The following is an 18,973-nucleotide window of genomic DNA, read 5'->3' as shown; positions in this document are numbered from 1 at the left end:
ACGGGTCACTCCGCAGGCTCCGCTCCGGCGACAAGGCCGGCGCTCGCGGTAACCTGCCGAGCATGAAACCAGGCGAACTCGTTCCCGACTTTTCCCTACCGGACCAGACCGGACAGATCCGAACCCTGACCGAACTGCTGACGAACGGTCCGATAGTGCTGTTCTTCTACCCGGCTGCCTTCACCCCCGGGTGCACGGCCGAAGCGTGCCATTTCCGGGACCTGGCCTCGGAGTTCGCCGAGATCGGAGCCACTCGAGTCGGTATCAGTGCCGATGCCGTCGCCAAGCAGGCGGAGTTCGCCGCGGCCAAGTCTTTCGACTACCCCCTGCTGTCCGACGAAGACGGTGCCGTCGCCACCGCGTTCGGCGTCAAGCGCGGTCTGCTCGCCAAGCTCTCTCCGGTCAAGCGGGCAACGTTCGTCATCGGCACCGACCGGAAGGTGCTCGAGACCTTCTCGAGCGAAGTACGGTTCGAGGCTCACGCGGACAAGGCGCTCGAGTACCTGCGCGCACATCGCACGTAGAACATCTGTCGGACGTGATGCCTCGGGTGGGGGGACCCTCGAGGCATCATGTGCAGACCACAACTATCTGGGCAGGAGTGGAGCCTGCAGGAACGACCCAGAGATAGGAGTGGTCTGCAGTAACGACCCAGAGATCGAGAGGTTCCCCGCGATGGACACGTCGGCGACACCGATGGATGCGACACCGAGTTATGCGGTGGATCCCCAGTGGCTCACCGAGAGTCAACAGGAGGCCTGGCGGTCGCTCGTCGCCCTCATCACTCGACTTCCGGCAGCGCTGGACGCCCAGCTGCAGCGCGATTCTCGGCTGACCCACTTCGACTACTTCGTTCTCGCCACCGTCAGCGAGAACCCGCAGCGGCGAATCCAACTTCGGGATCTGGCCGAGTTCGCAAATGCGTCGCTCTCGCGGCTCTCACACGTGGTGACCAAGCTCGAGAAGGCCGGGTGGGTTCGCCGGGAGTCCATCCCGGGCAGCCGCGGTTCCTACGCGGTGCTGACCGACTCGGGTATGGCGAAGGTCGTGGAATCGGCCCCAGGGCACGTCGGCACGGTACAGGCGCTGGTGTTCGAGGGGCTCTCGGACACGGAGGTCGAGCAGCTCTCGACCCTGAGCGCAACCCTGTTGGCCCAGTTGGACAAGGGAATCGCTGCGGGCACAGGTCACGCCTGAGAGTTCTCGGGCCCCATCAGCACGTCGGCGTCGAAGCAGGTGTGGGTGCCGGTGTGACATGCCGCACCGACCTGATCGACTACCAGAAGCACGGTGTCACCGTCGCAGTCGAGCCTGACCTCGTGCACGTACTGCGTGTGCCCCGACGTCTCGCCCTTCACCCAGTACTGCTGCCGGGACCTGGAAAAGTAAGTGCCCTTGCGGGTTTCGAGGGTTCGAGACAATGCCTCGTCGTCCATCCAAGCGACCATCAGCACCTGCCCGGTCGATCGTTCCTGCACGACCGCACTGAACAGTCCGGCCTCGTTGCGCTTGAGTCTCGCGGAGAGACTCGCGTCGAGTGTCATCGGAAACCTCTTTGCTATCGAACGACGATGCGCTCGACGCGCATCGCATCTTTGACCTGACCGATGGTGAGGTCGCCGAAATGGAAGACGCTGGCGGCGAGAACGGCGTCCGCCCCGGCCTGCACTGCGGGTGCGAAGTGCTCCACCCGTCCCGCTCCCCCGCTGGCTATGACCGGCACGTGCACCGCGGCCCGGACAGCCGCAATCATCGGTAGATCGAACCCGGCCTTCGTGCCGTCGGCATCCATCGAATTGAGCAGAATTTCTCCCACGCCCAGTTCGGCACCACGAACCGCCCATTCGACGGCGTCGATGCCGGTTCCGCGTTTACCGCCGTGTGTGGTGACCTCCCAGCCAGATGGGGTGTCCTGCTGCCCCTGCGGAACGGTACGAGCGTCGACCGAGAGCACGATGCATTGAGACCCGAACCGCTCACTGAGCTCGCGCAGCAACTCGGGTCGGGCGATCGCGGCGGTGTTGACACTGACCTTGTCCGCTCCGGCCCGCAACAGACGATCGACGTCTGCGACCGTGCGTACTCCCCCGCCGACAGTGAGCGGAATGAACACCTGCTCGGCTGTACGGCTGACGACGTCCAGCATCGTGCCTCGATCCGAGGTGGACGCGGTGACGTCGAGAAAGGTCAGCTCGTCGGCTCCCTGTGCGTCGTAGGCAGCCGCTAGTTCGACGGGATCACCTGCGTCGCGGAGGTTTTCGAAGTTGACACCCTTGACGACACGTCCGGCATCGACGTCGAGGCACGGAATCACTCTGACCGCGACGCTCATCGCGCAGGTCCTTCCAGATAGTCGGCGGGGTCACCGAGTTCGGTGATCACCTTCAGTAGCTGATCGTGCACCCCGGGCCCGGCAGCGAGCACCGACGTCGAGTCGACCGTCCACGGTTCGCCCGCGAGGTCGGTGACGATTCCGCCTGCGGCGCGCACCAGCAGCGCACCGGCAGCGTTGTCCCAGGCCCGGTGGCCGAAGACCACAGCGCCGCCCAGTACACCGCTGGCCGTGTAGGCCAGGTCCACTCCGGTGGCACCGTGCATCCGCAGACGCGAGGACTGCATCGACAGTTCTTCGAGGATGCGGAACCTGAACCGTCCGGGCAGTGAGCCACGACTGGCGACGTTGAAGGCACCGAAGCCGATCATGGACTCGCGCAACACTTTCGGCTGCAGCGCCGGGAGCGCAACACCGTTCAGTAGTAGCGGGCCGCCCGCCACCGCAGCGAAACGCTGGTCCACCAGCGGCAGCCAGGTCAGGCCGAGGACGGGCACACCGTCGTCGAGCAACGCCAACAACGTCCCCGCCGAAGGCAGCCCCGACGAGTAGTTGAACGTGCCGTCGATGGGGTCGAGCACCCAGACGAGCCCGGAGTTCAGATCCGGCCCGCCGAATTCTTCACCGTGAACTGCAATTCCGGTCGAATCGAACAGTTCCGCACCGAGCCGACGCTCGAGTTCCAGATCCACAGCGGTGGCGAAATCGTCGGGCCCCTTCTGCACTGCACTCGGTGCGCCGACGCCCGCAACGAACCGATCGTGGACGCCGTCGAGCAATCCACCGGCGATCTCGAGCAGACGAGTCGGCTCCTCGGGAAGGGTCATTCGTTGCTACCGAGACACCGCGGCGAGGGCGTCGGGGAGAGTGAAACGTCCGGCGTACAACGCCTTTCCGACAATGGAACCTTCCACGCCGCGATCGACAAGGCCGGCGATCGCTTCCAGATCTGCAATGGTGGACACGCCGCCCGACGCGATGACCGGCTTGTCGGTCTTGGCACACACGTCGGCGAGCAGTTCGAGATTGGGCCCCGTCAACGTGCCGTCCTTGGTCACGTCGGTGACCACGTAGCGCGAACACCCGTCGCGCTCGAGCCGCTCGAGCACGTCCCACAGATCGCCGCCGTCGCTGACCCAGCCGCGGCCGCGTAGTCGCGGAGCTCCGTCGACGATCAGCACGTCCAGACCGACCGCGACGCGATCACCGAACTCTCCGATCGCACGGGAGCACCACTGCGGATCCTCGAGGGCTGCGGTACCGAGATTGACTCGCGCACAACCGGTCGCCAGCGCCGCGCGCAGCGACTCGTCGTCACGAATGCCACCGGACAGCTCTACCTTGACGTCGAGTTCGCCGACGACCGACGCGAGCAACTCCCGGTTGGAACCCCGCCCGAACGCGGCGTCGAGATCAACGAGATGGACCCATTCCGCGCCGTCGTTCTGCCACGCGAGGGCGGCATCACGAGGCGACCCGTACTTGGTCTCGCTTCCGGCTTCTCCTTGAACGAGACGAACAGCTTCGCCGCCTGCGACATCGACAGCAGGCAATAAGACCAGGCTCACGTGCGGTTATGCTACGGGCCGAGCGTGCGTGAACCCAAAACGGGTCGTCTGTGGTCCTACCGGAGGTCCCTGCGCGTCATACGCGTGGACACCACTCCCATTGCTGCGATCGCTCCGACCACACCGGCCAAGGCAATGGACAGAGCTATGCCGGCGCTCGGTTGCAGGACGGCGATCAGGGCAGTGGCGAGAGCCAACACCGCGACGGCCGCACCGAGTGCCCGGACGGCCAACCTGCCCAGCGAGAACTCGCGGTCGCTCACACCGATCGAACCCAGTTCTCGAGTAGCGCGGCACCGGCGTCTCCGGATTTCTCCGGGTGGAACTGGGTGGCCGAGAGCGCGCCGTTCTCCACGGCAGCGAGGAATCGGCCGCCGTGATCGGCCCACGTCAGCAGAGGCGCGGCGATGGTGTCGCTGGGTTCGAGCTCCCATTGCTGCGCAGCGTAGGAGTGGACGAAATAGAACCGGGTCTCGGGATCGATGCCGTCGAACAGCACGCTCTTCTCCGGTGCCTCGACGGTGTTCCAGCCCATGTGGGGCAACACGTCGGCCTGCAGGCGCTCGACCGTCCCCGGCCATTCCCCACATCCGTTGGCCTCGACACCGAATTCGACGCCACGATCGAACAGAATCTGCATTCCGACGCAGATTCCCAACACCGGGCGTCCGCCGGCCAGGCGACGCCCGATGATGCGGTCACCGCGCACCCCCAGCAGACCCTCCATGCATGCGGCGAACGCGCCGACACCGGGAACGACCAATGCCTCTGCATCGAGGGCTTCGTCGAAATCCGAGGTCACCGTCACGTCGGCACCGACCCGGGCCAACGCCCTCTTCGCCGAGTGCAGATTGCCCGAGCCGTAATCGAGCAACACCACAGAAGTCATGAGGGAAGTCTATCGGGGCGTGGTCGGGCGATCAGCGCCACCGCCGCAACGACGACCACCGTGATTGCGGCCGCGGTGAATCCCGCGGTGTACCCCACGCTCGTGGCGAGAACGCCCAGCGCGAGCGCACCCGCACCGGTGCCCGCGTCGAAGCTGATGTTCCACACGGCGCTGGCGCTGCTGTAGCGAGCGGGCCCGGCCGCGTCGAACGCCATCACCAGACTGTCGTTCTGGCACGCTCCGTACCCGATTCCGAACAGAACGGCGGCGACGAAGAACAGTGCAGCGGGCATGTTCCCCAGCGCTGCGATCGCGAACAGCGCGATGCCGATCGCAGCCGAGACCAGCGCGGGAACGACGGAGCGTCCGATGCCGATTCGATCTGCAACCGATCCTGCGGTGTACCGGCCGACGAGCATCGCGGCACTGACGACGGCCAAGGCAAGACCGATCATGGCGGCTCGGTTCGATTCCGCGATCGGCAACAGGCTGGTGATTCCGCCATACGCCGCGGACACCGAGGCCACGACGAGACACGGCACGAGGAATTGCCGTACGTCGAGGCGAACCCGTTCGATTCTGGGCGGCTGCGGCGCGGGTCTGGTGGGCGGTAACAGTGCCACGCCGATCAAGCCTGCTGCAGGCACGAGAGCGCCGAGCACGAACACGGCCGTCGGATTCGCCGCAAAGATCACCAAACCCATTGGCAGCGTGACCATCTGAGCCAATGCGACGGCGATCCCCTGCGCGCCCGTCGCACGGCCGAGCAGAGCAGTGGGGGCCAGCTCGGCGACGATGGCAGCACCGGCCACCGTCAGCATGCCGAAGCCTGTTCCTCTCAGGGCCGACACGGCCAATGCCGGTACGGCATCGACCGACACGATGAACAGAAGAGACGGAACACCCAGGAGCAAGCACCCTGCGGCAAGTACAGCGCGGTGGCCGACGCTCATCAGCATCCGCGGCACGAACAGCTGAGTGATCACCGTGGTGGTCATGAAGATCGCGGTGCTGGCCGCTGCCACCGCGTCGGATGCCCCGGATTGCGACACTGCCAGGGGTATGACCGGAAGCAGCAAGCCCCAGCCACCGAACGACGCTGCCCCCATTGCCATCGCGGCCGGAAGCCCGCGAATCGCCAGCAGACCGCTCAAAGTACGAGTGCCGGTCGATCGATCACAGACTTCCCTTGGTGGACAGAATTCCGGTCACCCGAGGGTCGTACTCGGTGGCCTGACGCAGTGCTCGCGCGACCGCTTTGAACTCTGCTTCGGTGATGTGGTGCTGATCGCGGCCGTAGATCACTCGGACGTGCAACGCAATCCGAGCGTTCGAGGCCAGCGTCTCGAACACGTGCTTGTTGATCACGGTCGAATACGGAACACCGGGGTAGCCGCCGATCACGGAATGCACCATGTAGTCGGGCTCGCCGGTGTGCACGCAGTACGGACGACCGGACACGTCGACGGCCGCATGCACGAGCGTTTCGTCCATCGGAATGAACGAGTCGCCGAATCTGGTGATGCCGGCCTTGTCGCCGAGGGCCTGCCCAAGGGCTTGACCGAGCACGATGGCGGTGTCCTCGACGGTGTGATGTGCCTCGATCTCGATGTCGCCCTTCGCCCGAACCGTCAGGTCGAAACGAGCATGGGTGCCCAGCGCGGTGAGCATGTGATCGTAGAAGGGAACGCCGGTGGAGATGTCGACGATGCCGGTGCCGTCGAGGTTCAGCTCGACCGAGATGTCGGATTCCTTGGTGGTGCGCTCGATCTTGGCGATGCGGGGAGCGGGTGTGGTCACTTCTGTGCCTCTGCTGTTTCGGTCGATGCGAGTGCTGCGCTGACGGTGAGGAATCGGTCGTTCTCGTGCGCCAGTCCGATGGTGACGCGTAGATATTCTGGTATTCCGACGTCCCGGATGAGCACGCCTTCGTCCAGGTACCGCTGCCAGGTCGCGGCCGCATCGGAGAACCGGCCGAAGAGCAGGAAGTTGGCGTCGGACGGCACCACGTCGTATCCCTGGCCGGCGAGTGCACGTGCAACCCGATCACGCTCGGCGGAGAGCTCGGCCACGCTGCCGAGGGTGTCCGAGGCATGCCGCAACGCCGCGCGAGCGGCGGCTTGAGTGACCACCGACAGGTGATACGGCAAGCGCACCAACAACATTGCGTCGACGACGGCCGGGGCCGCAATGAGGTATCCCAACCGACCACCGGCGAACGCGAACGCTTTGCTCATGGTTCGGCTGACCACGATCTTGCTGGGGTAGCTCTCGATCAGTCCGATTGCGCTTGTTGCCGAAGAGAATTCGGCGTAGGCCTCGTCGACCACCACGATTCCCGGTGCGGCGTCGAGGATCCGCCGCAGATCCTGCTCGTCGACGCTGTGCCCCGTCGGATTGTTGGGGCTGGTGACGAACACGACGTCGGGCTTACGCTCCTCTATCGCCTGCACCGCATAGTCGACGTCGAGCGAGAAATCTGCCCGACGCTTCGCGGGAATCCATTCGGTCTGAGTTCCCGAGGAAATGATCGGGTGCATCGAATACGACGGCACGAAACCCAGCGCGGTGCGGTCCGGTCCGCCGAACGCCTGCAGAAGCTGCTGCAGAATTTCGTTGGATCCGTTGGCCGCCCACACGTTGGCGGTGGCGACCGCGAAGCCGGTCTGGTCGGTGAGGTAGCGCGCGAGGTCGGCACGCAACTCGTCGGCATCGCGATCCGGATAGCGGTGCAGTTGCGCAGCAGCAATCCGCACCGAGTCGGCGACGTCGTCGATCAAGGCCTGCGTCGGCGGATGCGGATTCTCGTTGGTGTTCAACTGAACCGGAACGGTGAGCTGCGGCGCGCCGTACGGCGACTTGCCGATCAGCGCCTCGCGCAGAGGTAGGTCGTCCAGCGAAACCGACCGTCCCAGAGCATCACTCATGACGCGTCACCGGTGCGCAACCCTTCGAACCGCAGCCGCACCGCTTCGCCGTGGGCCGGCAGATCCTCGGCATTGGCCAGGGCAATGACATGCGCAGCAACATCTTTGAGCGCAGCTTCGCTGTAGTCCACCACATGGATGCCCCGCAGGAACGTCTGCACGCTCAGGCCGGACGAGTGCCGAGCACACCCGGCGGTCGGGAGCACGTGATTGGACCCGGCGCAGTAGTCACCGAGGCTCACCGGCGACCAGGCTCCGACGAACACGGCACCGGCGCTGCGCACCCGAGCCGCGACGTCGGACGCGTCCTTCGTCTGGATCTCGAGGTGTTCGGCGGCGTACGCGTTGACCACCGCCAACCCCTGCGTGACGTCGTCGACCAGCACGATGCCGGACTGGCTGCCGTTCAGTGCCGTGGTGACGCGTTCCGCGTGCCGGGTGAACGCGATCTGCGCATTGACGGCCTCGTCCACGGCCTCGGCGAGCTCCATACTGTCGGTCACCAGCACACTGGCGGCCATGACGTCGTGTTCGGCCTGGCTGATCAGGTCTGCTGCCACATGGATCGGGTCTGCGGTGCCGTCGGCGAGAATTGCGATCTCGGTGGGGCCTGCCTCGGAGTCGATTCCGATGAGCGAGCGGCACAGCCGTTTGGCAGCGGTGACGTAGATGTTGCCGGGACCGGTGATCAGATCGACCGGTGCCAGTTCGCCGCCGTCGGTATCGACCCCGCCGTACGTGAGCAGCGCAACACCCTGGCCGCCGCCGACAGCCCAGACCTCGTCGACGCCGAGGAGCTGCGCGGCCGCAAGGATTGTCGGGTGGGGAAGGCCACCGAAGTTCTTCTGCGGCGGTGACGCCACCACCAGCGAACCGACACCTGCAATCTGAGCCGGAACGACATTCATCACGACCGACGACGGATACACGGCGTTGCCACCGGGCACGTAGAGCCCTACGCGATCGACCGGAATCCAGCGCTCGGTCACGGTGCCGCCGGGTACCACCTGAGTGGTGTGGTCGGTTCGGCGCTGATCCGAGTGCACGAGACGGGTTCGCTCGATGGCAACTTCGAGCGCGGCCCGGACGGCCGGATCCAGCTCCTCGAGTGCGCGAACCAATTCCTGCTGAGGAACTCGAATGCGGTCCGGTCGGACCCCGTCGAACTTCTCGCTGAACTCGAGGGCCGCGTCGGCACCGCGCTCCTTGACCGCGTCGACGACGGGGCGAACCTGATGCAGCACCGAATCGACATCCACTCCGCCTCGGGGAAGTGCGCCGCGTAGTTCGGCGGTGGATGGAGTTCGTCCGCGTAGATCGACGCGGGCGAGCTCGATGCGGGCAGGCATAGTGGGCCCCTTCGTGAAGTCGGTTCGGTGCCGGGGTTCGGTCGAATCAGTGTTGTCCGAACTCCCAGGATAGTTCCACCGAATTCGGCTCAGCCCCGCACGTCCCACAGATGGTGAATCGGATCGTGTATGTAGTACGCGGCCAGTGATTCGACGGAGAAGTTCGACCCGTCGCTGCGTCGACCCGTCCGGTGGCGCTTCTCCGGCGGCACGGCGGCGAAATCATCGGCGAGGGCCCGGGCAGCATCACCGAGCTCCGCCGCCACCGCCGCAGGGTTCTGGTCGTTGTAGTTCTCGGACACCGCGGTGGCGTCCTGGTCCCAATTCGCGAACTCGGGATCGTCCTCGGTGAGCACCAGCTCCAGTCGGGTACGAAAGATTCGATGCGCGTCACGGACATGGGCGGCGTACTCGAGCGCAGACCACGTCGAGTCGTCGGGCCGCAGTGCGACGTCGTCGCGCCGCAGAACTACATCCCAACGCTCGACGTCGGCGCGGATCAGGTTCGGGATGTCGTCGTAAACGACGGCACTCGAGTCGAACCCGCAATCCGGGCACACTCGCTCGAGTACCCAGGTCCAGTTCTTGGTGTCGGGATCGATCGGCATGCCGGTCAGAATAGATTCAGGTCAGGCGTAGCGGGCAGCCAGGTTGTGCAGTGTGCTCTTGATGCCCTGCGCGTTCTTCTGTGGCATCTTGAACAGCTCCAACATCTTCGGCACCTTGGCCGTGCCGTACTTGAAGCTCTCGGTCACCGTGGTCAGGCCCGGCTGCGTCTCCTCGAACTCCCAGCGCCAGCTGTGACCCATCGGGTGCTGCCACTCGACAACCTTGTGCCGATCGGCGTCGACGAACTCGGTGACGGTGCTGGTGATCTTGTACGGCACGCCGTACTGCTTCATGCCGACGGAGAACTTTGCGCCGGTGCTGAGGCGATCGGGACCGCGGACGGTGTCCTTGACCGTGCCCGATCCGTCGAGCTCGCCGTGCCGAGTGGGATCAGCGACGATGTCGAACAATTCGGACGCCGACGCCCGCACCTCGGTCTGACGGGTGACTTGCTGCGGACCTGTGTCGATGGTTCTGATGTCTGCCATTCCCACGGCCTACCCCACAGCGCCTCGTTCGACACACCGGTCGAGACGAAAGTGAATTGACGGGCATAGTTCAATGAACACATGTCCTGGTCAGTGTGGCTCGCGTTTCTCGGTGCCAGCATCGTCATCAGTCTGTCCCCCGGTGCCGGTGCCATCGCATCGATGTCCACCGGGCTTCGCTACGGCCTGCGCCGCGGTTACTGGAACATCTTCGGTCTGCAGATCGGCTTGCTCCTGCAGATCGGCATCGTCGCCGTCGGACTGGGTGCAGTCCTCGCCAGCTCGGCGCTGGCGTTCACTGCAATCAAGTGGTTCGGTGTTGCGTACCTGGTCTACCTGGGTGTCCGTCAGTGGCGCGCAGCTCCCACCGACGTCGCCGACGCCCCCGCGGTGGCCGATCGCGGAACGACGATGCTGGCACGAGGATTCCTGGTCAACGCCAGTAACCCGAAGGCCGTCGTGTTCATGGTCGCCGTCCTTCCCCAGTTCCTCGATCCGGCGCGGCCCCTGCTCGCTCAGTACCTGGTCATCGCGGCCACGATGGTCGCGGTCGACATGCTGGTGATGACCGGATACACCTCGCTGGCATCTCGGGTGCTGCGGCTGATGCGCTCACAGCGCCAACAGAAGACGATGAATCGCACGTTCGCCGGGATGTTCTTCGCTGCCGCAACATTTCTCGCGACTGTTCGTCGGGTGACACCGTGAGGAAGTACCGCGTGATCATGAAGAACGCGCTCGGCGGAGACCCGATCCCGTTGGGATTGTTCGACACTCTCCTCGAAGCCAACACGTGGATTCAGGATGTCGGTAAGCGGGACGAGCACGAACTCGGTACCTACACAGTCGAAGTGGAAGCAGCCGAGTGAGTCGACGGTGTCCGTGTTCGAGTGGTGACACGTTCGACGCGTGTTGCGAGCCGTATCTGCGCGGCGATGCCAGCGCGCCGACAGCCGAGAAGCTGATGCGATCTCGATTCACTGCGTTCGCCGTCGGCCATGCGGCTTACCTACGCGCGTCGTGGCATCCCGACACGGTTCCGCACGAGTTGGATCTCGATTCCGATCAGCGGTGGTACCGACTCGACATCGTCGGGGTCGACGCGGGCGGCCTGTTCGACGACGAAGGAACAGTCGAGTTCCGAGCGCACTACAAGCACCCCGAGGGTGCGGGCGCGATGAGCGAGGTAAGTCGATTCGTCCGCGTGGGCGGCCGCTGGCTCTACCTCGACGGAGTGGTCTCGCGCTAGAGGTTGCGCAGCTTGGTCGGCCGGTTGCCTGCAGTACGACGCGCTTCCTGCTTCTCCTTGATGCGTTCGGCATCCTTGCGAACCTGGATCTGAGTGCGGCGCTCACGAACGAGCCACTGCGGCGGGCTGGCGACGAGCTCGTCGATGGCGTCACTGGTCAACGCTTCGGTGACTCCGCCGCGGGCCAGGCCTGCGATGGACACGCCCAGCTTCTTCGCGATGACGTCGCGCGGAAACGGTCCGTTGGTCTGCAAATCGGTCAGCCACTGCGGCGGATCGCTACGCAACGCGTCGAGGTCGGACCTGCTGACCATCGAGTTCTGAAACTCCTCGGGCGCTGCGGGAAGGTAGATGCCGAGCTTGTTCGCCGCGGTCAATGGCTTCATGGTCTGCTGTTTGTTCTCCGGGCTCACCGGACCAGCTTATCCGGCATTCCGCGGTCTCGACGCCACCGTCCCGCACGTTGCGCGCCGTCCAATAGGCTCGACACCGTGAACATCGATGTGCAGACACTGCGCTGGTACGCCGCAGTGGCGCAACAACTGCATTTCGCCCGCGCTGCTCAGTCGCTCGGAATATCGCGAATCCGCCTGAGCAAGACCATCGTGGAACTCGAGGAGCAGCTCGGCGCCGACCTGTTCGTGCCGGGGGTCTCCCCCACCGAACTCACCGAGGACGGCCGCGCTCTGCTCGAGCGGGCTCTGGTGGAGATTGCCGAGGACGATCGGCGCTCGGAGCTCGCTCAGGTTGCTACTGCCGAGCCGACGACGTTCACCATCGGCTACGCCGAAGGTGTGACGCTGACGAAGTGGACGCGAATCTGGGCGGATCGGTTCCCGGACGTCACGCTGTCCGTAACGGCTACGACGCCGGAAACTCAGGTGTCGGCCCTGCACGACGGAACGGTCGATGTGAGCTTCGTTCGACCGCCGTTGGATAGAGAGGGCCTCAATGCGATCGGCCTGTATCAGGAAGTCCAGGTTGTGGTGGTCCCGAAAGACCATGCCGTCGCAGCATTCGATTCTGTCACCGCGAGCGATCTCGCCGACGAGCATTTGCTGGCCGATCCCGCGACGGTCCCCGAATGGGCTGCTGTTGCAACGGAACTCGAAGTCGGCAATCGCCCTGCCCTGCCCCCGATGAATTCCACTGCCGAGACGTTCGAGTACGTGGCTGCCGGGCTGGGGGTGGCGATCGTGCCGCATTCGGTGGCCCGATTCAACGCTCGCAAAGATCTCGTCTACCGCCCGGTGACCGACCTCGAGCACTCCCAGATTGCATTGGCGTGGGTCGCCGAACACGAGGACGACCGCATCGAGGAGTTCATCGGCATCGTTCGAGGACGGTCGACCCGTAGCTCACGAGGTTCGGCAGACGACGCGCCGGTCAAGAAAAAGAAGGCGCACCCCTCCAAGCCGGCCCGTCCGGTTGCCAAGACGAAGACGAACGCGCGACGGAGCGGCAAACGGCGCTGAGTCGGTCTCCCCACGTCGCTTCCGGTTCGCGGGAACGTGTGTTCGAAAACTTGTCGGTGGGTCGCGGTAGATTCTGTTCATGCTTTCGGGGGACGGCGGATCAGGGGTGGACGGCATCGAGACGGTGCCGCCTCCCCCTGTCGTGTCCGATCCCGAGTTGTCGGTGTTGGTGGATCGTGTCGAGTCCGCGGTCGCCGAATTGGCCGCGCAAGCGTCGGTGTCGTGGACGAACGCCGACCGGCGTGCGGTGATCCAGCGGATGGAAACACTCACCCGATCGGTGACGGCGTACTCGTACACCTGGCTCAACGAGTTGATCGCTCAGCACGGCCTCGATGTGTATCCGGGGTCGGTGCCGTGCTCGGTGGCGTGGATGCTGCGGATCACCCCACGAGCAGCCGGTGCACGGGTGCGTCTGGCTGCGGAGTTGGGTGATCGCACCGCATTGTCGGGTGAAGTCCTCCCTCCGCTGCTGCCGCACACCGCGGCAGCACTACGGGCGGGGTTGCTCGATACCAAGCATGTGCAGATGATCCGCGAATTCTTCAAGCACTTGCCTGCCAGTGTCGACCCGCAGACCCGGGATCTCGCAGAACAGCAGTTGGTGGGCTACGCCTCGACCAGACTCCCTGACGACTTCGCACCGCTGGTGGCGCACCTGGACTCGATCCTCAACCCCGACGGCGATCACGACGAGGACGAGGACGGGAAGCCCAAGCCACGCAAACGACGCGATGCGTTCTTCTACCTCGGTGAGCAGGGTGCCGACGGGATGTCGGAAGGAAGCTTCTGCGTCGACCCCGAACTACTGGCCTATCTCGAGGCTTTGTTCTCGAAAGCTGCGAAGCCGGGAGTGAATAACCCGGCCGACCCGACGTCGGTCGTCCACGACGACGAGAACGGCAGTGCCACAGCGCCGAAGCCCTAGCCGACCACCCACGAAGCAGACCCCAGCGATGCAGGCCTGTGGGATGAGAAGAACTACGACGGCGACGACGAGTGCGACGACGAATGTGATGAATATCCCGAATATCGTTGTGGGACAACGCACGACGGCACATCTGCACCCAATGACACCGCGGCACCCGACGACCCTGCTGACTCAGACGACGCAACCGATGCAGACAACGCCTTGGGATCGGACACCGGCGGCGACGATGCAGGTCCGGACACCGCTACGCGGGATGCTGCCGCAGAGCGGGATGCTGCCGCCGCGCGGGATCGACGCACCCAGAACGAACGCCGTCACGACGCCCTGAAACTGGCCCTCCGGCACACACTCGCCTCCGAGACTCTCGGCACCCACCGCGGCCTGCCCGTCGCCGCCATCGTCACCATGACCCTCAAAGACCTCGACGCCGGATCCGGGTACGCCATGACCGCCACCGGATCACGCGTCTCCATCCGCGATGCGATCCGTATGGCGTCCCACGCCCACCACTACCTGACTATTTTCGACGACCACGGACGCGCCCTGTACCTCGGCCGGTCCAAACGCATCGCCTCCGCCGACCAACGCATCGTGCTCATCGCCCGAGACCGCGGCTGCAGCTTCCCCTCCTGCACCCGCCCCGCTACCTGGTGCCAAGCCCACCACCTCGACGACTGGACAGACGGCGGACCCACCGACATCGACTCCCTCACCTTCGGCTGCGACATGCACCACGCCCTCGTCGGCACCGGCCCCGGAAAATGGGCGACCACCAAAACCACAGCAGCACATCGATATCCGGGCCGCACCCTCTGGCACCCACCCACAGGAACGGACCCCAAGCGCCGCGGGCTGATCAACCACGCACACCACCCAGAGGAAGTCCTGTACCCACCCGACCAGCACGACGACACCGGAGACGAGGAACCACGACAACCCGCATGACGACCTACACCAGCATCACGGCACAGCTCTGCCTAGACAGTCCCCGAAGCGCCTCAGCGAACCGGGTGACGCTTTCGATTGCGAATCAGAACTGCGATTCCGAGTCCTGATGAAATCAACAGAAGAGGTGCGGCAATGGCGAGGGACGCGTCGATAGCCAGAAACAGAATGAGCAGCGACGCTGCTGCCAGAAGATACACCGCCGCGAAACGTGGGGTCCACAGGACGGAGTCCATGCCACACCTCCTTGCGCGTACGAGCCGCTTGTCGTTACCTAAGGTAACCGAATAGGCTCGCGCGCACTAGAGACCCAGGCCCCGCAGTCGGTCGATCTCACGACGATCGCGCTTGGTCGGTCTGCCGGCTCCTCGATCACGACGCGGTACGGAGGCCAGAACTTCCTTCGGAGGCGGCGGCGGACTGTGATCGATCAGGCACTCGGGGACGACAGCTGCACCGACACGCTTGGTGATCGCCCGCACGACCACGACGATCTTCTCCACGCCGTCGACCCGCAGCCGAACCTCGTCGTTCGGGCCGATTCGCAGACCAGGCTTGGCTGGGGTTCCGTTGACGCGGACGTGCCCACCACGGCAGGCAGCGGCTGCCGCGGACCGCGTCTTGAACAACCGCACCGCCCAGATCCAGCTGTCGAGGCGGGCACTCTGTACTTCCATCTTCGAACGAATTCCTCACATCGCGGGCCTGACTACATGTCCAGACCTAGATCGAGCACTGTCACCGAGTGTGTCAGACCGCCCACGGCAAGAAAGTCGACCCCCGTCCGCGCGTAATCCCGTGCCACGTCGACCGTCAACCCACCCGAGGATTCCAGCTTGGTCTCGGGAGCGAACTTGTCACGACGCTGAACCGCCATCTGTGTCTGCCACAGCGCAAAGTTGTCCAGCAGAACGAGTTCGACGTTCTCGGCAAGCACCTGGTCGAGTTGTTCGAGGCTGTCGACCTCCACTTCACAGGCGATGTTCGGCGCAGCGGCCCGCACCGCGTTCAACGCAGCGACGACCGAACCGGCAGCCGCAACGTGATTGTCCTTGATGAGCGCAGCATCGCCCAACCCCATTCGATGATTGACGCCACCGCCGGCGCGCACCGCGTACTTCTGCAACGAACGCATGCCCGGCAACGTCTTTCGGCTGTCCCGAATCTTGCACTCGGTCTCGGCAACCTCGGCGACCCAGCCGGCTGTCGCGGTGGCGATTCCCGAGAGATGGCACACGATGTTGAGCATCGTGCGCTCGGCCGTGAGCAACCCCCGAGTCGGGGCCTGAACCGTCAGAACGGCCTGTCCTGGTTCCACATTCGCCCCGTCCTCGACGCGATGCACGATGGAATACCCCTCGGGACCGATCACCTCGTCGAGGACCAGAAGGCCGACGTCGAGGCCGGCGATCGTGCCGAACTGGCGTGACACGACCGAGGCCGTCGCCACCGCGTCCTCGGAAACCGTTGCCGTGGTAGTGATGTCGGGCCCGTACCGCAAGTCCTCGTCCAGCGCCGTCCGGATCAGTGCGAGCACCTCGGCTCGGTCGACACCCGGGTTCACCTCGGTCGAGATTTCGGACATGTCAGCTTGCTCCCGTCATCACGTCGTCGTTCACGATCCCCAGCCGTCCGTCGGGACCTCGTTCGATGTGCAGGCTTCGGCGTTGCGATGGCGCACTCTCGGGGAAATCGCGTCGGGTGTGGCACCCTCTACTTTCGCGGCGGTGGTTCGCGGCCAGGACGATGACCTCCGCCGCGGCTGTCAGCGCAGCATCCTCGACAGCACGGGCGTCGACCGGCGGTTCCGATACGACACCCTGAGCCAGGACGCGTTGTGCCGCAGCGAGTCCCACTGCATCGCGAACCACACCGACCTCGGCAGTCATCGTGCGCTGCAGCACGCCCCGGTCGATGCGGCGATAGGTGGGTAACGCGAGGTCCGTCACCTCGACCCTCCTGCCGACCCGTTCGGCAGCCACAATTGCCGCACGTTCACCCACGACAAGACCTTCGAGCAGACTGTTCGACGCCAATCTGTTGGCACCGTGCAGGCCGGTGCGCGCCACTTCGCCCGCAGCGAGCAAGCCCGGAACCGAGGTGCGTCCAGCGGTGTCCGTCACCACTCCTCCGCACGAATAGTGTGCTGCGGGTGCCACCGGAATCAGGTCCGTCGCCGGATCGATGCCGGCCTGGAGGCACGAGGCGGTCACGGTCGGGAATCGCTCGTGGAAGTGCTCCACGCGGCGGGCGTCCAGCAGCACGTGGTCGTCGCCGCTGTCGTGCAGCAGTTCGGCAATGGCCCGGGACACTACGTCGCGTGGCGCAAGATCAGCCAGCGGGTGCACTCCGGCCATGAACGCGCGGCCTGTGACATCGACCAGGTGGGCACCCTCGCCGCGTACCGCCTCGCTGATCAACGGACGGCGTCCCGTCGTCCCGGCAGCGAACAGAACCGTGGGATGGAACTGCACGAATTCGAGATCGGCCACGCGCGCGCCTGCATCGAGGGCGAGCGCGATGCCGTCTGCCGTCGCGCCGGCCGGGTTGGTGCTGCACGAGTACAGCTGCCCCAGCCCGCCGGTGGCCAGGAGAACCGTCGGGCAATGAACGACTCCGAGGCCGTCGGGCCCGCGGACGAGCAGACCGACAACCTCGCCGTCGGTGGTCAGCACCCGCAGCGCGGTCGTGTCGAACTGCACCGTCGGCACTGCACCGTCGAGTGTGCGCTGCACCTCCGCACCGGTGGCGTCGCCGCCGGCATGGATGATGCGGCGAACACTGTGGCCGCCTTCCCTGGTGCGTGCGACGGAGCCGTCGGCAGCGCGATCGAATTCTGCTCCCGCAGCTTCGAGCGAGGCGATGGCCGCACGCCCGCCGGCAACGATGGAGCGCACGGCGTCCTCGTCGCACAGTCCGGCACCGGCAGCACACGTATCGGCCACGTGCGATTCGATCGAATCGCCGAATTGTGCTCCGACGACAGCGATCCCGCCCTGGGCATACTGCGTCGCGGTGTCGGTGGAGCTGCCCTTGCTCACGGTCAGCACCCTGAGGCCGCGGGCGGCAGCGGTACGAGCCGCAGTGAGTCCGGCGATGCCGCCGCCGACGACGACCAGATCAGCTCCGGTTTCCCACGCGACGGACGGATTCACTCTCCGCCGCCGGGGGTACCGATTTCGATCATCCGCTGCACCGACTTGCTGGCGATGTTCGCAGTTTCGAGGTCGACATGTACCTCGTCTCGTCCTTCGACGAGGCAGCGAAGCAGCGCGGCAGGGGTGATCATCTTCATGTAGCCACACGATGCACGGTCGTTGACGGCGAGGAAGTCGACGTCGGGTGCGGCCATGCGCAGTTGGTGCAGCATGCCGATCTCGGTGGCGACCAGAACCTGCTTCGACGCGGTGGTGCGGGCAGCGTCGAGCATGCCGCCGGTGGAGAGAATCTTGACCTTTTCGGCCGGAACGAATCCTTCGCCGGCGAGGTAGAGAGCCGACGTGGCGCAACCGCATTCGGGGTGCACGTACAGCTCTGCATCGGGGTGGGTGCGAGACTTCTCGGCCAGCTCGTCGCCGTTGATGCCGGCGTGCACGTGGCATTCTCCTGCCCAGATGTGCAGGTTCTCGCGTCCTGTCACGCGCTTGACGTGTGCGCCGAGGAACTGGTCGGGCAGGAACAGGATGTCGCGGCTGGGGTCGATGGACTGTACGACCTCCACTGCGTTGGACGACGTGCAGCAGATATCGGTCAGTGCCTTGATCTCGGCGGTGGTGTTGACGTACGAGACGACGACGGCGTCGGGAAAATCGGCCTTCCATTCGCGGAGCTGGTCTGCGGTGATGGAATCGGCCAGCGAGCAGCCGGCGCGCTGGTCCGGGATCAGGATCGTTTTCTGCGGGCTCAGGATCTTGGCGGTCTCGGCCATGAAATGGACTCCGCAGAACACAATCGTGTCCTCGGAGACCTCGGCGGCCATACGCGAGAGCGCAAGGGAGTCGCCGACATGGTCCGCGACGTCCTGAATCGCGGGCAGCTGGTAGTTGTGCGCGAGCAGCGTCGCGCCGCGCAGATCGGCGAGCCGTCGCACTTCGGCCGCCCATTCCGGAGTTGCCTCCACTCCCCCGTAGCCACCTGCTCCGTCGACGATGTCGCGAACTCCGGCGAATGCCGAGTCCAGGATGTTCACCCGGGTAGCGCTGCTGGTCATG

General features: G+C 65.1%; 25 protein-coding genes and 1 pseudogene. 8 read left to right on the top strand and 18 right to left on the bottom strand.

Features of this window, described 5'->3' with window-relative positions; genetic code table 11:
- The first annotated feature begins 62 nt into the window (after positions 1-62).
- Complete coding sequence (locus CH294_RS20720; RefSeq protein ID WP_032378994.1) at positions 63-524, top strand: peroxiredoxin; 462 nt, start codon at positions 63-65, stop codon at positions 522-524.
- A 151-nt stretch (positions 525-675) separates the two neighbouring features.
- Entirely contained in the window at positions 676-1,197 is a 522-nt protein-coding gene (locus CH294_RS20715) for a MarR family transcriptional regulator (protein WP_170944800.1), read from the top strand.
- On the opposite strand, the gene hisI is transcribed toward CH294_RS20715, so the two are convergent.
- The 12 genes from hisI to CH294_RS20655 form a co-directional block, all read right to left on the bottom strand.
- On the bottom strand, positions 1,188-1,544 hold the full coding sequence (gene hisI, locus CH294_RS20710) for a phosphoribosyl-AMP cyclohydrolase (RefSeq protein ID WP_094738943.1): 357 nt from the start codon (positions 1,542-1,544) through the stop codon (positions 1,188-1,190). The genes CH294_RS20715 and hisI overlap by 10 nt on opposite strands.
- A 14-nt stretch (positions 1,545-1,558) precedes the next feature.
- Positions 1,559-2,332 carry an imidazole glycerol phosphate synthase subunit HisF gene (hisF, locus tag CH294_RS20705; RefSeq protein ID WP_032378996.1) on the bottom strand — a complete coding sequence of 258 codons (774 nt, stop codon included), beginning with the start codon at positions 2,330-2,332 and terminating at the stop codon, positions 1,559-1,561.
- On the bottom strand, positions 2,329-3,159 hold the full coding sequence (locus tag CH294_RS20700; protein ID WP_032403991.1) for an inositol monophosphatase family protein: 831 nt from the start codon (positions 3,157-3,159) through the stop codon (positions 2,329-2,331). Before CH294_RS20700 ends, hisF begins: the two co-directional genes overlap by 4 nt.
- 6 nt (positions 3,160-3,165) lie before the next feature.
- Positions 3,166-3,900, bottom strand: a complete 735-nt coding sequence (priA, locus tag CH294_RS20695) for a bifunctional 1-(5-phosphoribosyl)-5-((5-phosphoribosylamino)methylideneamino)imidazole-4-carboxamide isomerase/phosphoribosylanthranilate isomerase PriA (RefSeq protein WP_037150780.1) — start codon at positions 3,898-3,900, stop codon at positions 3,166-3,168.
- Between the two features lie 56 nt (positions 3,901-3,956).
- The gene (locus CH294_RS20690) at positions 3,957-4,163 is read right to left on the bottom strand and encodes a hypothetical protein (RefSeq protein WP_032403989.1); all 207 of its coding nucleotides are present in this window, start codon (positions 4,161-4,163) and stop codon (positions 3,957-3,959) included.
- The gene (gene hisH / locus CH294_RS20685; protein ID WP_032403988.1) at positions 4,160-4,789 is read right to left on the bottom strand and encodes an imidazole glycerol phosphate synthase subunit HisH; all 630 of its coding nucleotides are present in this window, start codon (positions 4,787-4,789) and stop codon (positions 4,160-4,162) included. Before hisH ends, CH294_RS20690 begins: the two co-directional genes overlap by 4 nt.
- The gene (locus CH294_RS20680) at positions 4,786-5,904 is read right to left on the bottom strand and encodes an MFS transporter (RefSeq protein WP_094738997.1); all 1,119 of its coding nucleotides are present in this window, start codon (positions 5,902-5,904) and stop codon (positions 4,786-4,788) included. Before CH294_RS20680 ends, hisH begins: the two co-directional genes overlap by 4 nt.
- A 61-nt stretch (positions 5,905-5,965) precedes the next feature.
- On the bottom strand, positions 5,966-6,589 hold the full coding sequence (gene hisB, locus CH294_RS20675) for an imidazoleglycerol-phosphate dehydratase HisB (RefSeq protein ID WP_032379000.1): 624 nt from the start codon (positions 6,587-6,589) through the stop codon (positions 5,966-5,968).
- A complete protein-coding gene (locus tag CH294_RS20670) occupies positions 6,586-7,716 on the bottom strand; it encodes a histidinol-phosphate transaminase (RefSeq protein WP_094738942.1) in 1,131 nt (376 codons plus the stop codon). Before CH294_RS20670 ends, hisB begins: the two co-directional genes overlap by 4 nt.
- Positions 7,713-9,065 (bottom strand): histidinol dehydrogenase, encoded by a 1,353-nt coding sequence (gene hisD, locus CH294_RS20665; protein WP_032403985.1) that lies wholly within the window; start codon positions 9,063-9,065, stop codon positions 7,713-7,715. Before hisD ends, CH294_RS20670 begins: the two co-directional genes overlap by 4 nt.
- 89 nt (positions 9,066-9,154) lie before the next feature.
- Entirely contained in the window at positions 9,155-9,673 is a 519-nt protein-coding gene (locus CH294_RS20660) for a DinB family protein (protein ID WP_094738941.1), read from the bottom strand.
- Positions 9,674-9,694: 21 nt separating this feature from the next.
- Positions 9,695-10,162: an SRPBCC family protein gene (locus CH294_RS20655; protein ID WP_032403983.1), complete on the bottom strand. Its 468-nt coding sequence runs from the start codon at positions 10,160-10,162 to the stop codon at positions 9,695-9,697.
- A gap of 81 nt (positions 10,163-10,243) precedes the next feature.
- Here CH294_RS20655 and rhtB point away from each other — a divergent pair, with 81 nt between their 5' ends.
- From rhtB to CH294_RS20645, 3 genes are read left to right on the top strand one after another with little or no spacing between them, the layout of a single operon-like run.
- Positions 10,244-10,870 carry a homoserine/homoserine lactone efflux protein gene (rhtB, locus tag CH294_RS20650; protein WP_032403982.1) on the top strand — a complete coding sequence of 209 codons (627 nt, stop codon included), beginning with the start codon at positions 10,244-10,246 and terminating at the stop codon, positions 10,868-10,870.
- A gap of 11 nt (positions 10,871-10,881) precedes the next feature.
- Positions 10,882-11,031 (top strand): hypothetical protein, encoded by a 150-nt coding sequence (locus tag CH294_RS27555; RefSeq protein WP_155289322.1) that lies wholly within the window; start codon positions 10,882-10,884, stop codon positions 11,029-11,031.
- Positions 11,028-11,411: a YchJ family protein gene (locus CH294_RS20645; protein WP_094738940.1), complete on the top strand. Its 384-nt coding sequence runs from the start codon at positions 11,028-11,030 to the stop codon at positions 11,409-11,411. Before CH294_RS27555 ends, CH294_RS20645 begins: the two co-directional genes overlap by 4 nt.
- Here CH294_RS20645 and CH294_RS20640 read toward each other — a convergent pair.
- Positions 11,408-11,797: a DUF5997 family protein gene (locus CH294_RS20640; RefSeq protein ID WP_170944809.1), complete on the bottom strand. Its 390-nt coding sequence runs from the start codon at positions 11,795-11,797 to the stop codon at positions 11,408-11,410. The two genes, CH294_RS20645 and CH294_RS20640, sit on opposite strands and share 4 nt — an antisense overlap.
- Before the next feature lie 105 nt (positions 11,798-11,902).
- On the opposite strand from CH294_RS20640, the gene CH294_RS20635 reads away from it, so the two are divergent.
- The 3 genes and pseudogenes from CH294_RS20635 to CH294_RS27890 form a co-directional block, all read left to right on the top strand.
- Complete coding sequence (locus CH294_RS20635) at positions 11,903-12,886, top strand: LysR family transcriptional regulator (RefSeq protein WP_094738939.1); 984 nt, start codon at positions 11,903-11,905, stop codon at positions 12,884-12,886.
- A 79-nt stretch (positions 12,887-12,965) separates the two neighbouring features.
- Positions 12,966-13,814: a DUF222 domain-containing protein gene (locus tag CH294_RS27895; RefSeq protein ID WP_249305405.1), complete on the top strand. Its 849-nt coding sequence runs from the start codon at positions 12,966-12,968 to the stop codon at positions 13,812-13,814.
- A 267-nt stretch (positions 13,815-14,081) separates the two neighbouring features.
- A pseudogene (locus CH294_RS27890) lies at positions 14,082-14,762 on the top strand (DUF222 domain-containing protein); the annotation flags it as partial.
- A gap of 53 nt (positions 14,763-14,815) precedes the next feature.
- On the opposite strand, the gene CH294_RS20625 reads toward CH294_RS27890, so the two are convergent.
- The 5 genes from CH294_RS20625 to nadA form a co-directional block, all read right to left on the bottom strand.
- Positions 14,816-14,998, bottom strand: a complete 183-nt coding sequence (locus CH294_RS20625) for a hypothetical protein (RefSeq protein WP_094738938.1) — start codon at positions 14,996-14,998, stop codon at positions 14,816-14,818.
- A 66-nt stretch (positions 14,999-15,064) separates the two neighbouring features.
- Entirely contained in the window at positions 15,065-15,439 is a 375-nt protein-coding gene (locus CH294_RS20620; protein ID WP_037150788.1) for an RNA-binding S4 domain-containing protein, read from the bottom strand.
- Positions 15,440-15,471: 32 nt separating this feature from the next.
- Entirely contained in the window at positions 15,472-16,347 is an 876-nt protein-coding gene (gene nadC, locus CH294_RS20615; RefSeq protein WP_094738937.1) for a carboxylating nicotinate-nucleotide diphosphorylase, read from the bottom strand.
- Position 16,348: 1 nt separating this feature from the next.
- Positions 16,349-17,917: an L-aspartate oxidase gene (locus CH294_RS20610; protein WP_094738936.1), complete on the bottom strand. Its 1,569-nt coding sequence runs from the start codon at positions 17,915-17,917 to the stop codon at positions 16,349-16,351.
- Positions 17,914-18,972: a quinolinate synthase NadA gene (nadA, locus tag CH294_RS20605; protein ID WP_052065879.1), complete on the bottom strand. Its 1,059-nt coding sequence runs from the start codon at positions 18,970-18,972 to the stop codon at positions 17,914-17,916. Before nadA ends, CH294_RS20610 begins: the two co-directional genes overlap by 4 nt.
- Position 18,973: the final 1 nt, after the last annotated feature.

The sequence above is a fragment of the Rhodococcus sp. 14-2483-1-1 genome (assembly GCF_002259335.1).
Lineage (GTDB): Bacteria > Actinomycetota > Actinomycetes > Mycobacteriales > Mycobacteriaceae > Rhodococcoides.
Note: the sequence above shows the minus strand (reverse complement) of the source record. Positions and strands in the feature narration are given on the sequence as shown.